Genomic DNA, 13,097 nt, shown 5'->3' with positions numbered 1-13,097 from the left:
GAAGTTTTTGCCCTCTGGGCGGCCGGGACGGGCGGGCCGGCCAAAAAGATTTTCACAAATTCAAAAAAACTACTTGCATTTATCGCATCATCGTAGTAAAGTATTAAAACAGTAAAGCGGTTGTGCCGGAACACCGGCACCGCATGGATTCCTATGATACAGAAAGGGGTTACGATCATGGTAGCCGGATTGAACGAACGGGAACTGAAACAGCTTGCCAAGGCTTTCACTCTGCTGAAGGATGTGGACGGGAGCCTGGCCTTCCTGGAAGACATCTGCACCCCCAACGAGCTGAAGGCCCTGAGCCAGCGGCTGGAAGTGGCGGTGCGTCTTCACCGGGGCGAAAACTATGCAAAGATCGTCAAAGATACGGGCGCCAGCAGCACCACGGTATCCCGGGTAAATCGCTGTCTGAACTATGGAGCAGGTGGATACCGAACCCTGATCCCCATTTTGACTGAAGGAGCTAAAGAGAAATGAGCAACAGTACTGCACTGCGGATCCCTTACGGGACCAAAGATATCCTGCCGGGGGATGCCCGGCTGAAACGGGAACTGGAAGACCGGGTGGCCGGGAACTTCCTTTCCTGGGGCTATGACGAAGCCATCACCCCCACCTTTGAATACGCCGACACCTTCGCTTTAAGCGGCGCCGGCATCAGCGACGAAAGCATGCGGTTCATGGACCGGAACAACCGGACAGTGATGCTCCGGAGCGAAATGACTACCCCCCTGGCCCGGATGGTGGCCACCCGGCTGAAGAACGACAAGGGTGTGAAACGGCTGTTCTACATTGCCAATGTGTTCCGCCATGAACAGACCCAGGCCGGCCGGCAGTGCGAATTTTCCCAGGCGGGGATCGAAATGATCGGAGCGGAAGCGCCCATGGCGGATGCGGAAGTGCTGGCCCTGGCAGTCAGCAGCCTGAAAGCTGCCGGGCTCCAGGATTTCCTGATCAGCGTAGGCCACAGCGCCTTCCTGGCCGGGCTTATGGAAGAAGCCCGGCTGACGGAAAAACAGGCGGACTTCGTAAAGACCATGATCCTCACCCACAACGCGGTGGGACTGGAAGAAGCTGCTGACCGGTTCATCCCCAAAGAGCTGAAGGACCTGTTCCGGGAGCTCTTGTACCTCCAGGGCGGCCGGGACCTGCTGGATACTCTGGAAGGCCGGGTGAAGAACCAGAAGAGCCTGGATGCCCTGAAGAACCTGAAAGCCATCTACAAGCTGACGGAAGCCTACGGAGTGGCCCAGTACCTGTCCTTCGACCTGTCCCTGATCCGGAATTTCGACTATTACACCGGTATGGTGTTCGAAGCCTATGCCCCCCAGATCGGGTTCAACATCTGCGGCGGCGGCCGGTACGACCATATGATGGAAGCCTTCGGGGATCCGGAACCGGCTACGGGCTTTGCCCTGGGCATCGATCGTATCATCCTGTCCCTGCGCCGGGACGGCCGGTTCAACCGGGAATCCAAATGGGACATTTACGTGGCCTGGGCCCCGGGATGCCAGGAAAAAGCCATCCAGAAAGCCCTGGAACTGCGGAACGGCGGCAAGAACGTGAAGGTGGCCACCAACGCCCTGACCCCGGAAGAAGCGGCCAAGGCCTGTGCAGCCAACCGGTGTGAAGCCGTAGCATATGTAGGATAGGAGAGAACGGGAATGGATTATTTGACAATTGCCCTGCCCAAGGGAAAACTTTTCGCCAAGTCTGTGGAACTGCTGGCCAAGGTGGGCTACGCCGCGGACAATGTGGTGGAGGATTCCCGTAAGCTAGTTATCACCAATGAAGAGACTAAAGTGAAGTTCATCATCGTCAAGACCGTGGACCTGCCCACTTATGTGGAATACGGGGCGGCGGACATCGGGATCATCGGCAAAGATGTGCTCAACGAGGAACGGAAGGACATCTACGAACTGCTGGATATGGGCTACGGGGGCTGCCATCTGATGATGGCGGTGCCGGAAGCCAAAGTGCTGCCGGAAATCACCGATTACGCCCATATGCGGGTGGCCACCAAGTATCCCAAGTGTGCCGCGGATTTCTTCGACAAACTGGGGATGCAGATGGAAATCATCAAACTGAACGGCTCCATCGAACTGGGGCCCATTGTGGGGCTCAGCGAAATGATCGTGGATATTGTCCAGACAGGCCGTACCCTGAGAGAAAATCATCTGAAGGAAGTGGCCACGGTGTTCCCGTCCACTGCCCGTCTCATTGCCAATAAAGTCAGCTTCAAGATGCAGTACGACCGGATCCGGAAGCTGGTGGAAGATCTGAAAGTGGTCCTGAAGGAGGAAAAACCGGAATGAAAGTCTATGATGAAAGAAAAAGCACGGCAGAAGAAATCAGCCGTCTCCTGGAAAAGAAATCTTTTGATGAAGTGAAGCTGTCCCCGAAAGTGGCGGCGGCTGTGGAAAAAATGTTCGGCCGGCCTCTCACCGCAGCGGAAGAAGTGGACATTATCGTCAACGACATCCGGAACAAGGGGGATGAAGCCCTGTTCGAATATACCAAAAAGCTGGATGGGGCGGACCTGACCCCGGCCACCATCCGGGTGACGGAAGAGGAATTTGCGGAAGCGGAAAAGGCCGTGGATGAAAAGACCATGGGGGCCATCCGCCGGGCCATTGCCAATGTGCGGAAGTTCCATGAAGAACAGCTGCCCAAGACCTGGCTGACGCCCCGGGCCTACGGGTCCTTCCTGGGCCAGAAGATGACTCCCGTGGACAGCGTGGGGATCTACGTCCCCGGCGGTACTGCCGCCTATCCCTCCAGCGTGATCATGAACGCGGTGCCTGCCAAAGTGGCCGGGGTGCCCCGGATCGCCATGGCTGCCCCTGCCGGCCGGGACGGGAAGATGAATCCCTATGTGCTGGCCACCGCCAAAGAGATCGGCATTACGGAAATCTACAAAATGGGAGGGGCCCAGGCCATTGCCGCCCTGGCTTTTGGTACGGAAACCATTCCCAAAGTGGAAAAGATCACCGGCCCCGGGAACATTTTCGTGACCCTGGCCAAGAAGGCGGTTTACGGACATGTGGATATCGACATGCTGGCCGGCCCCAGTGAAATCCTCATTGTGGCGGACAAAACGGCGGATTACCAGTACCTGGCGGCGGACCTGCTGAGCCAGGCGGAACATGATCCTCTGGCCTGCGCCATCCTGATCACCGATGATGAAACCTTGGCCAACAAGGTGGCGGACGAAGTGGAAGTCCAGCTCCAGAAGCTGCCCCGGAAGGAAATCGCCGCCCAGTCCCTGGCAGTGCAGGGGAAGATCATCCTGGCCAAGGACATGGATACGGTGGTGGACATGGCCAACATTTCCGCTCCGGAACACATGGAAATCAACACCCGGGAACCTTTTGCCCTGGTGCCCAAGATCCGGAACGCCGGCGCCATTTTCCTGGGAGCCTATTCTCCGGAACCTCTGGGGGACTATTACGCCGGCCCCAACCACATCCTGCCCACCGGCGGTACCGCCCGGTTCTATTCCGTGCTGAATGTGGAAACCTTTATGAAGAAGACCAGCATCATCTCCTATACCAGGGAAGCCCTGGCGGAAGCAGCCGATGACATCATCGCCATGGCGGAAGCGGAAGGGCTCCAGGCACACGCCAATGCCATCCGGATCCGGAAGGAGAAGCAGCTGTAACAAGACTGTCAATGGTCAATTGTCAACGGTCAACGGCCGTTGGATAAAATTTGCCTGCAAATTTTTCTGAATGTGTATATCGTTTCCGTAGGGGCGGCAGGCCCGGCCGCCCGCCAAATCAACGTTTGTCCGTGCCTGTGGCGGGGCGCCGGGCCTGCGCCCCCTACGGTTTTACGCTGCAATCTATCAATGAGGGGGCGCTGTTATGAGCGATTTGCTTGCCCGGGAGAGTCTGGCCCGGATCGAAGACTATCAGGTGGAAACCGTACCTGATGCAGACATTGTTGTCAATGCCAATGAAACCAACTGGGATATGACCCCGGAAATCCGTCTGGAACTGGGGACCCGTCTGGCGGAACATGCCTTTAACCGGTATCCCTCCATGCACGGGGAAGACCTGTGCCAGGCCATTGCTGACCGGCTGGGGTTCGATCCTGCCCAGGTGGCCATCGGGAACGGGTCCAGCGAACTGCTGGAGAAGGCCTGCTATGCCTTCGGAGGCGCCGGGAGGAAGATCGCTTCCGCCAATCCCTCTTTTTCCATGTACCAGACCTACGCCATCCTGGCGGACAGCCAGCCGGTGCTGTTCCCGCTGACGGCGGACGGGTTCGTGGATCCGGAGGGGGTCATCAGTTTCTGCAAGGAAGAAAAACCGGCCCTTCTGATCATCTGCAACCCCAATAACCCCACCGGCAACTTCAACCCCAAAGCTTCCATGGAAAAAATCATCCGCAGTGTGGACTGCCCGGTGATTATGGACGAAGCCTACATGGAATTTGCCGTGGAGGAAGGGAAAATGGAGGAACTGTCTACCCTGGACCTGGTGAACCAGGTGGATAACCTGCTGGTGCTGAGGACCTTTTCCAAAGCCTACGGGCTGGCCAATCTCCGGATCGGCTACGGCATCGGCAGCGCTCCTCTCATGAAGATCCTGAAGAAGGTGCTGCTGCCCTACACGGTGAACGGGGTGTCCATCCTGGCGGCGGAACTGATGTACAGCAAGCCGGAAGTGCTCCGGCAGCGGGTGGAAGCGGTGGTCTCTGGCCGGAGATACCTGCGGGATCACCTGGAAGCCCTGGGATTCCGGGTGCTGCCCAGCGCCACCAACTTCCTGCTGGCCCTGCCGGCAGGGAAGGCTCTGGAAAGACTGGCGGAAAAAGCCGGTGCCGGGGACCTGCCCAGCAGTGAAAAAGCCATGGCTGCCGGGGGATACCTGTTCCAGGAACTGCTGGACCGGAAGATCCTGGTGCGGAACTATTCCCGGAATCCCCGGCTGCCCGGGGGCCTGCGGATCACCGTGGGCAAAGCGGAAGAGAATCCCCAGATCATCGGGGCCATCCGGGACATCATCCAATAAACAAGGGAGGCATGGTTATGCGGCAAGGGAAAGTGGAACGGAATACGAAAGAAACTCAGATTGCTGTGGAACTGGATCTGGACGGCACCGGCAAGGCGGATATTTCCACCGGAGTGGGCTTCCTGGATCACATGCTGACCCTGCTGGCGGTCCATTCCTTCATGGACCTGAAGGTCCGGGCCAAAGGGGATCTGGAAGTGGACTGCCACCATACGGTGGAAGATGTGGGCATTGCCCTGGGACAGGCCATTGCCCAGGCTCTGGGTGACAAAAAAGGCATCCACCGGTACGGCAGCTTCCTGCTGCCCATGGATGAGGCCCTGGCGGAAATCGCCCTGGACTTTTCCGGACGGCCTTACCTGGTGTGGAATGCGGACATCCTCCCCCGGGTGACCCTGGGGAACTTCGATACGGAAATGGGAGAAGATTTCTTCCGGGCCCTGGCCATGAACTGCGGCCTGACCCTCCACATCAACGTCCCCTATGGGAAGAACACCCACCACATGCTGGAAGCCATCTTCAAGGGTGTGGCACGGGCCATGAGCCAGGCGGTGGCCCTGGATCCCCGGGTACACGGGGTCATGAGCAGCAAGGGGGCTCTGTAATATGGACAAAGACACCATTGTGATCATCGACTACGGCCGGGGGAACCTGCACTCTGTGTACAACGGCCTTTTGAAAGTGGGAGCCAACCCGGTGATTTCCGGGGACCCCAAGGTCATCGAAGCGGCCCCCCGGGTGATCCTGCCGGGGGTGGGGTCCTTCGGGGACTGCATGGACACCATGCGGAGCCGGGGGCTGGAAGAAGCAGTCCAGCAGGCTCTCCACAGCGGTAAACCCTTCCTGGGCATCTGCCTGGGAGAACAGCTGCTCTTTGAAGGCAGCGAAGAAGCACCGGGGGTGAAGGGCCTGGGATACTTCAAGGGCCAGGTGAAAAAAATCGTCACCGACTATAAGATCCCCCACATGGGGTGGAACCGGATCACCACTGTGAATCCCTCTCCTTTGCTGAAGGAGGCGGACGGGAAGTATGTGTACTTCGTCCACAGCTTCCATGCGGTGCCGGAAGATCCTTCCATCATTACTTCTGTCTGCGATTATGGAACCCAGATTACGGCCAGTGTGGGCCAGGGCAGCGTCCAGGGCTTCCAGTTCCATCCGGAAAAGTCCTCTTTCGCCGGCCTGGCCATGCTGAAAGCCTTCAAGGAGTGGAAACTATGAACATCTATCCTGCCATCGACCTGCGGGGAGGCAACTGCGTCCGGCTGGTGAAGGGCGATTTTTCCAGAGAAACAGTATACAGCACCGATCCCGGTGCCATGGCGAAAAAATGGGCCGATGAGGGGGCCAGCTGCATCCATGTGGTGGATCTGGACGGGGCGGTTGCCGGGGAAAGCCGGAACCTGCTGTCCATCGACGCCATCCTGAAACAGGGGAACATCCCCATTGAAGTGGGGGGCGGCATCCGGAACCTGGAACACATCGCCCGTCTGCTGGACCGGGGGGTCCATCAGGTGATCCTGGGGTCCGCGGCGGTGAAGAATCCGGAACTGGTGAAGGAAGCCTGTGACAAGTATCCCGGCCGGATCGTGGTGGGCATCGACGCCAAGAACGGGCCCGGCCGGAGCGTGGTGGGCATCGACGCAAAGAACGGGGACGTGGCAGTGGAAGGCTGGGAAGCCAGCGGCCACATCCAGGCGGAAGAACTGGCCCGGAAAATGGCGGAAGCAGGCGTCCGGCGGATCATCTTTACGGACATTGCCCGGGACGGCATGCTCAGCGGGGTGAACGTGGAAGCCACGGTGAACGTGGCCCGGGCTTCCGGTCTTGCGGTCACCGCCAGCGGCGGGGTGGCCAGCCTGGAAGATTTGAAAATTTTGAAAAAAAGAGAAACAGACGGCATCGAAGGGTGTATTATAGGTAAGGCGCTGTATACCGGCGCCATTGACCTTCGCCAGGCTGTCAGGATTGCGAAGGAGGCGTGAGCCATGCTGGCAAAACGGATCATTCCCTGTCTGGACGTAAAAGACGGACGGGTAGTAAAGGGGACCAATTTCGTCAGCCTCCGGGATGCCGGAGACCCGGTGGAACTGGCTTCCCTTTATGAAAAGGAACAGGCCGATGAGCTGGTGTTCCTGGATATCACCGCTTCTCTGGAAAAGCGCAAGTCCATGGTGGACACCATCGAACGGACCGCCCGGGAAGTGTTCATGCCCCTGACTGTAGGGGGCGGCATTTCCTCCCTTGAGGACATGCGGGCGGTGCTCCTGGCCGGGGCGGACAAAACCAGCCTGAACACCGCGGCGGTCAAGGATCCCACCCTGATCACCCGGGGCGCGGAAGCTTTCGGGAACCAGTGTGTGGTATTGGCCGTGGATGCCAAACGCCGGGGAGAAGATTCCTGGGAAGTGTACATCAACGGGGGGCACACCCCCACCGGGCTGGATGCCCTGGAATGGGTGAAAAAGGCCGTATCCCTGGGGGCGGGGGAAATCCTCCTGACCAGTATGGATGCGGACGGCACCAAGGACGGGTTCGACATTCCTCTGACCCGGAAAGTGGCGGAAGCCGTTCCCGTACCGGTGATTGCCTCCGGAGGCGCGGGCTCCCTGGAAGACTTCTACGAAGTCCTTACCGCCGGAAAAGCTGACGCGGCTCTGGCCGCTTCCGTATTCCATTACAGGAAATTCACAATCCGCCAGGTGAAGGAATACTTGCGGAGCAAAGGAGTGGACGTACGGTTATGAAAATCGATATCAGCAAGCTGAAGTTTGACGACAGGGGCCTGATCCCTGCCATTGTCCAGGATGTGAAGACGGACAAGGTGCTGATGCTGGCTTACATGAACGGCACCAGCCTGGCCCGTACGGTGGAAACCGGCTATACCTGGTTCTGGAGCCGGAGCCGCCAGGAACTGTGGAACAAGGGAGCCACCAGCGGCCACACCCAGAAGGTGTACAGCATCACCTACGACTGCGACGGGGATGCCCTGCTGGTGAAAGTGGAACAGAAAGGGGCTGCCTGCCACACCGGGAACTATTCCTGCTTCTTCAACCCGCTGTGGAACAGTGCTTCCGGAGAAAGCCTGCCTGTGGCGGACAACCGGCTGCCCCAGGTGATCAACGAACTGTACAAACAGATCGTCTGCTATCAGGAAAAACAGAAAGAGACCCGGAAGCTGCTGCCATCTCCCAGCCAGGACAAGCTGCTGACGGAAATGGGCGCCAATACCACCCGGACCATCCTGGCTTCCAAAAACAGCGATGCGGACCAGGTTGTTTACGAGATGGGGGATTTATGGTATCATTGCTTAGTGCTGTTGGCTTACCATAACATCACCCCCGGCGAAATGCTGGTGGAAATGGCAGGCCGGAAAGTGGAAGAAGAAAAATAAGCAGCAAATACCTGTAACAACCTGGAGGGCTCTGATGGCTAGAATGTTTGGAACGGACGGCGTCCGCGGCGTCGCCAATGGTCCTGTACTCAATGTGGAACTGGCATACAAGCTGGGCCGCGCGGCGGCTCTGTATTTTGGACGGGAAGTGAAGACTCCCAAGATCTTGATCGGGCGGGATACCCGTCTTTCCGGCACCATGCTGGAAAGCGCCCTGGCCGCCGGCATCTGCTCTGCCGGGGGCAACGCCCATCTTCTGGGAGTGATCCCCACACCGGCGGTTTCCTATCTGACGGAAAAGCTGGAAGCCAATGCTGGGGTGGTGATTTCCGCCTCCCACAATCCTTTTGAAGACAACGGGATCAAGTTCTTTGCCCGGACCGGCTACAAACTGCCGGATGCGGTGGAGGACGAAATCGAAGCCATCGTGAACCAGCCGGTGGATTATACCAACACGGTGACCGGGTCCAACCTGGGCCGGGTGATCCAGGAACCGGACATGGGCATGGTGTATGTAAAGCACATTGTGGACAGCGCCGACGTGAAGCTGAATGGGCTGAAAGTGGTCATGGACTGTGCCAACGGGGCCAACAGTGAAATCGCCCCGGCCATCCTCCGGACCCTGGGGGCCCATGTGATCCCCATTTTCCATGAACCCAACGGGATCAACATCAACAACGGCTGCGGCTCCACCCACCTGGAAGCACTCCAGGCCAAGGTGAAGGAAGTGGGAGCCGACTGCGGCCTGGCCAACGACGGGGATGCGGACCGTCTGCTGGCTGTGGACGAAAACGGGGACGTGCTGGACGGAGACCAGATCATGCTGATCTGTGCCCTGGACCTGATGAAGGCCGGCAAGCTGAAGGACAATGTGCTGGTGACCACGGTGATGAGCAACGTGGGGCTGGCCAAAGCCATGAAGGAACATGGTGGCTCCACGGTGAAGACTGCCGTAGGGGACCGGTATGTGCTGGAAGAAATGCTGAAACACGACTACAAACTGGGCGGCGAACAGTCCGGCCACATCATTTTCGGAGACCTGGTGCGCACCGGGGACGGGATGATGACCGGGGTGAAGCTTTTGAGCAGCCTGGTCCGCCACAACCAGACCCTGTCCCAGCTGGGGGCACTGATGGTGAAGTATCCCCAGACCCTGCTGAACGTGCGGGTGAAGGACAAGAACGGCTGGCAGGAAAACCAGGCCATTGCCGATGTGGTCCGGAAATATACGGAAGAACTGGGGGACGACGGCCAGGTACTGGTCCGTGCCAGCGGCACCGAACCCCTGATCCGGATCATGGCCCAGGGCCCCAACCAGGTGGAACTGGACAGCATCACCGAAGCCATTGCAGAAGTGGTGCGGAAAGAATTGGCATAAGGAAAAAGACGCTGCTGAGGCAGCGCCTTTTTTTGTCAGCTGACTGCTGACGGGGGTGCTGCGCAGGCAGCACCCCCTTTCCTGTTGACCCCATGGCAAAAACATAGTATCATAAAGTATCTGTGGAAACATGCTCTCCGGGGATACCGGACTGGAGGGCCGCCTGTTTTTGAGGGGGAACGGGCAAGGGGATTTCTGCAAATCTGGAGCGCAGGTGCCGGGCTTTGCCCGGCCGACGAGGAAGAGGTTCATCGATCAGTCAGCGGATGCCTCTCGGTAAGCTGCACACCGTAAGCTGTCCTACAAATCCCTCCGGCAACGGAGGCATACAGAAGGGGCGGCGGCAGACGGTAACTACCATATGCAGGAGGGCACAACAACATGTGCGGAATCGTAGGATATATTGGACGTCATCAGGCTACTCCCTTTCTCATGGAAGGGCTGAGCAAGCTGGAATACAGAGGATATGACTCTGCAGGCATTGCCGTTTACAACGACGGGAAAATCGACGTGGAAAAATGCGTGGGCCGTCTGGACGCTCTGCGCCAGAAAATCGTGGGCCACGAACCGGTGGGCACCCTGGGCATCGGCCACACCCGGTGGGCCACCCATGGGAAACCCAGCGACATCAACGCCCATCCCCATGCGGACGAAAGCGGCCAGTTCGCCGTGGTCCACAACGGGATCATTGAAAACTACATGCCTCTGAAGCAGGCTCTGCTGAAAAAAGGCCATCATTTCCGCTCTGATACGGATACGGAAGTGGTGCCGCATCTGATGGCAGATCTGTGGGACGGGGATTTTGAAAGCACCGTCCGGAAAGTGCTCCACACCATCAAAGGGTCCTATTCCCTGGTGTTCCTTTGCGCCAAGGATCCCAGCAAGCTGATCTGCGCCAAAAAGAACAACCCGCTGGTCATCGGCCTGGGCAAAGGGGAAAACTACATTGCCTCCGATATCCCGGCCATCATCAGCAAGACCCGGGACACCTACATCCTCAGCGATGGGGAAATGGCCGTGGTGGAACCGGACAAAGTGGTGGTAAAGGACCTGGAAGGTCACAAGATCGATAAAAAAGTGTTTCGGGTGAACTGGGATGCGGAAGCGGCAGAAAAAGGCGGCTTCGAACATTTCATGCTGAAGGAAATCTACGAACAGCCCAAAGCCGTCCGGGATACCCTCCGGGGCCGGGTGGACAAAGGCAGCGACAAGGTGGTCTTCAACGAACTGAACTGGACTCCGGAAACCCTGAAGGACATCCGGAAGATCTTCATCGTGGCCTGCGGCACCGCCTACCATGCAGGCATCGTAGGCAAATACTACATTGAAAAAATGGCCCGGATCCCGGTGGAAGTGGACATCGCTTCCGAATTCCGGTACCGGAACCCCATTATCGACGAAAGCTGCCTGTGCATCGTGATCAGCCAGTCCGGGGAAACCAGCGATACCCTGGAAGCCCTGAAGGAAGCCAAACGCCGGGGGGCCAAGACCATGGCCGTCACCAACGTGGTAGGCTCCTCCATCGCCCGGGAAGCGGACCAGGTGGTCTACACCTATGCGGGCCCGGAAATCGCCGTAGCCTCCACCAAGGCCTACACCACCCAGCTGATCGTCATGCTGCTGCTGAGCCTGTACATCTCCAACCTGAAAGGGAAGATCAGCGACGAACGGCTCCATGAACTGATCCAGAGCGTGCTGGAAGTGCCGGAACAGATGCACGACATCCTGGACCATGTGGACCAGATCAAGGTGTACGCCACCAACTATGCCAACCGGGAAGATGCCTTCTTCCTGGGCCGGAGCCTGGACTATGCGGTGGCTCTGGAAGGGGCTCTGAAGTTGAAGGAAATCTCCTACATCCATGCGGAAGCCTATGCGGCAGGGGAACTGAAGCACGGGACCCTGGCCCTTATAACGGAAGGTGTGCCGGTGATTGTCCTGGCCACCCAGTCCAACATCTATGACAAGACCATCAGCAATCTCCAGGAAGTGAAGACCCGGGGTGCCATCGTGATCGGCATCGGCATGGAAGGGGATACGGAACTGGCCAAACACGCCAACAACGTAATCATCATCCCTAAAGCCGACGAAGACCTGGCTCCCATCCTGGCAGTGATCCCGCTCCAGCTGCTGGCCTACTACGCAGCCCTGGCCAGAGGCTGTGACGTGGACAAGCCCCGGAACCTGGCCAAGAGCGTGACGGTGGAATAAATTCATAAGGATAAAATGCTCCCTGCGGGGAGCATTTTTTTATCCGCCTTGCACTTTCCCCCAAAATCAGCTACAATGGACTCATTGCATTATCTATTGACATCTGCTGACATGACAATGAAAGAAAAATCGTGTATAATGTACACAAAATACGAAAGGGGGAACGGAGAGTTCCCCTTTTCCCAAAAGGAGTCCTGATCCATGGAAGACTTGTTCGATGCCATCACCCGCTTGAAAAAGGAACGGAATGCGGTGATCCTGGCTCATGTATACCAACCGGAGGAAATCCAGGAAATCGCTGATTTCTGCGGGGATTCTTTTGCCCTGTCCCAGCAGGCGGCCCAGACCGATGCGGACGTGATCGTGTTCTGCGGGGTCCGGTTCATGGCGGAAACCGCCAACATCCTTTCTCCGGACAAAATCACCCTGCTGCCGGCCATCGATGCCGGGTGCCGGATGTTCGACGATACCCTGGAATCCCGGGTAAAGGCCTTTCTGGCAGAGCATCCGGAATACAAGGTGGTGTCCTATGTGAACACGCCGGCCAGCGTCAAGGCCCTCAGCGAAATCTGCTGCACCTCTTCCAATGCGGTGAAGGTGATCGAAAGCCTGCCGGCGGACCAGCCCATCCTGTTCGTACCGGACCAGAACCTGGCCACCTTTACGGCGGAGAAGACCCATCACACCATCCTGCCCTGGCGGGGAGCCTGTCCCACCCATCACGCCCTTTCGGTGGAAGAAGTGACGGCAGTCAAAAAAGCCCATCCCGGCGCCAAAGTGCTGATGCACCCGGAATGCCGGCCGGAAGTCCGGGCCCTGGCGGATTATGTGGGCAGCACCATGGGGATCATCCATTATGCCCAGCAGAGCCCGGACCAGGAATTCATCATTGCCACGGAATGCGGAGTACTGACCCAGCTGGAATGGAAATGCCCCCACAAGAAGTTTTATATGGCAGGAGGCAACCTGCTGTGCCCCAACATGAAAAAGACCACCCTGGAACTGGTGAAGCGGTCCCTGGAGACCCTGGAACCCAGGATCGTGGTGCCGGAAGAGATCCGGAACAAGGCCCGGAGGGCTCTGGAACGGATGCTGG

The 13,097-nt window shown here is 58.0% G+C and carries 13 protein-coding genes; all 13 read left to right on the top strand.

Going from position 1 to position 13,097, the window contains the following annotated elements; all coding sequences use genetic code 11:
- Positions 1-177 precede the first annotated feature (177 nt).
- The gene (locus QVO43_RS07215; RefSeq protein ID WP_022487858.1) at positions 178-480 is read left to right on the top strand and encodes a YerC/YecD family TrpR-related protein; all 303 of its coding nucleotides are present in this window, start codon (positions 178-180) and stop codon (positions 478-480) included.
- Positions 477-1,652: an ATP phosphoribosyltransferase regulatory subunit gene (gene hisZ, locus QVO43_RS07210; RefSeq protein ID WP_022487857.1), complete on the top strand. Its 1,176-nt coding sequence runs from the start codon at positions 477-479 to the stop codon at positions 1,650-1,652. The genes QVO43_RS07215 and hisZ overlap by 4 nt, the downstream gene beginning before the upstream one ends.
- Before the next feature lie 12 nt (positions 1,653-1,664).
- On the top strand, positions 1,665-2,315 hold the full coding sequence (gene hisG, locus QVO43_RS07205) for an ATP phosphoribosyltransferase (protein ID WP_022487856.1): 651 nt from the start codon (positions 1,665-1,667) through the stop codon (positions 2,313-2,315).
- The gene (hisD, locus tag QVO43_RS07200; protein ID WP_022487855.1) at positions 2,312-3,661 is read left to right on the top strand and encodes a histidinol dehydrogenase; all 1,350 of its coding nucleotides are present in this window, start codon (positions 2,312-2,314) and stop codon (positions 3,659-3,661) included. Before hisG ends, hisD begins: the two co-directional genes overlap by 4 nt.
- A gap of 205 nt (positions 3,662-3,866) precedes the next feature.
- Positions 3,867-5,018 carry a pyridoxal phosphate-dependent aminotransferase gene (locus QVO43_RS07195; protein WP_022487854.1) on the top strand — a complete coding sequence of 384 codons (1,152 nt, stop codon included), beginning with the start codon at positions 3,867-3,869 and terminating at the stop codon, positions 5,016-5,018.
- A gap of 17 nt (positions 5,019-5,035) precedes the next feature.
- Positions 5,036-5,623, top strand: a complete 588-nt coding sequence (gene hisB, locus QVO43_RS07190) for an imidazoleglycerol-phosphate dehydratase HisB (RefSeq protein WP_022487853.1) — start codon at positions 5,036-5,038, stop codon at positions 5,621-5,623.
- A 1-nt stretch (position 5,624) separates the two neighbouring features.
- Positions 5,625-6,239, top strand: coding sequence for an imidazole glycerol phosphate synthase subunit HisH (gene hisH, locus QVO43_RS07185; RefSeq protein WP_022487852.1), 615 nt, complete (start codon positions 5,625-5,627; stop codon positions 6,237-6,239).
- A complete protein-coding gene (hisA, locus tag QVO43_RS07180; RefSeq protein ID WP_022487851.1) occupies positions 6,236-7,003 on the top strand; it encodes a 1-(5-phosphoribosyl)-5-[(5-phosphoribosylamino)methylideneamino]imidazole-4-carboxamide isomerase in 768 nt (255 codons plus the stop codon). Before hisH ends, hisA begins: the two co-directional genes overlap by 4 nt.
- A 3-nt stretch (positions 7,004-7,006) precedes the next feature.
- Positions 7,007-7,765, top strand: a complete 759-nt coding sequence (gene hisF / locus QVO43_RS07175) for an imidazole glycerol phosphate synthase subunit HisF (protein WP_022487850.1) — start codon at positions 7,007-7,009, stop codon at positions 7,763-7,765.
- On the top strand, positions 7,762-8,412 hold the full coding sequence (gene hisIE / locus QVO43_RS07170; protein ID WP_022487849.1) for a bifunctional phosphoribosyl-AMP cyclohydrolase/phosphoribosyl-ATP diphosphatase HisIE: 651 nt from the start codon (positions 7,762-7,764) through the stop codon (positions 8,410-8,412). The genes hisF and hisIE overlap by 4 nt, the downstream gene beginning before the upstream one ends.
- Positions 8,413-8,446: 34 nt before the next feature.
- Positions 8,447-9,790, top strand: a complete 1,344-nt coding sequence (gene glmM, locus QVO43_RS07165) for a phosphoglucosamine mutase (protein ID WP_022487848.1) — start codon at positions 8,447-8,449, stop codon at positions 9,788-9,790.
- A gap of 381 nt (positions 9,791-10,171) precedes the next feature.
- Positions 10,172-12,001 carry a glutamine--fructose-6-phosphate transaminase (isomerizing) gene (gene glmS, locus QVO43_RS07160; protein ID WP_022487847.1) on the top strand — a complete coding sequence of 610 codons (1,830 nt, stop codon included), beginning with the start codon at positions 10,172-10,174 and terminating at the stop codon, positions 11,999-12,001.
- A 201-nt stretch (positions 12,002-12,202) separates the two neighbouring features.
- Positions 12,203-13,097, top strand: an 895-nt coding sequence (nadA, locus tag QVO43_RS07155; RefSeq protein ID WP_288174709.1) for a quinolinate synthase NadA, incomplete at its 3' end; no start/stop codon positions are given.

Source organism: Acidaminococcus sp. CAG:542, from assembly GCF_000437815.1.
Classification (GTDB): Bacteria; Bacillota; Negativicutes; order Acidaminococcales; family Acidaminococcaceae; genus Acidaminococcus.
The sequence above is the reverse complement of the archived record's forward strand: the minus strand, read 5'-3'. Positions and strand labels throughout refer to the sequence as shown.

Bases quoted from the DNA above. Each gene is read 5' to 3' on its own strand.
- QVO43_RS07215 (WP_022487858.1), top strand. From the start codon at position 178: ATGGTAGCCGGATTGAACGAACGGGAACTGAAACAGCTTGCCAAGGCT.
- hisZ (WP_022487857.1), top strand. From the start codon at position 477: ATGAGCAACAGTACTGCACTGCGGATCCCTTACGGGACCAAAGATATC.
- hisG (WP_022487856.1), top strand. From the start codon at position 1,665: ATGGATTATTTGACAATTGCCCTGCCCAAGGGAAAACTTTTCGCCAAG.
- hisD (WP_022487855.1), top strand. From the start codon at position 2,312: ATGAAAGTCTATGATGAAAGAAAAAGCACGGCAGAAGAAATCAGCCGT.
- QVO43_RS07195 (WP_022487854.1), top strand. From the start codon at position 3,867: ATGAGCGATTTGCTTGCCCGGGAGAGTCTGGCCCGGATCGAAGACTAT.
- hisB (WP_022487853.1), top strand. From the start codon at position 5,036: ATGCGGCAAGGGAAAGTGGAACGGAATACGAAAGAAACTCAGATTGCT.
- hisH (WP_022487852.1), top strand. From the start codon at position 5,625: ATGGACAAAGACACCATTGTGATCATCGACTACGGCCGGGGGAACCTG.
- hisA (WP_022487851.1), top strand. From the start codon at position 6,236: ATGAACATCTATCCTGCCATCGACCTGCGGGGAGGCAACTGCGTCCGG.
- hisF (WP_022487850.1), top strand. From the start codon at position 7,007: ATGCTGGCAAAACGGATCATTCCCTGTCTGGACGTAAAAGACGGACGG.
- hisIE (WP_022487849.1), top strand. From the start codon at position 7,762: ATGAAAATCGATATCAGCAAGCTGAAGTTTGACGACAGGGGCCTGATC.
- glmM (WP_022487848.1), top strand. From the start codon at position 8,447: ATGGCTAGAATGTTTGGAACGGACGGCGTCCGCGGCGTCGCCAATGGT.
- glmS (WP_022487847.1), top strand. From the start codon at position 10,172: ATGTGCGGAATCGTAGGATATATTGGACGTCATCAGGCTACTCCCTTT.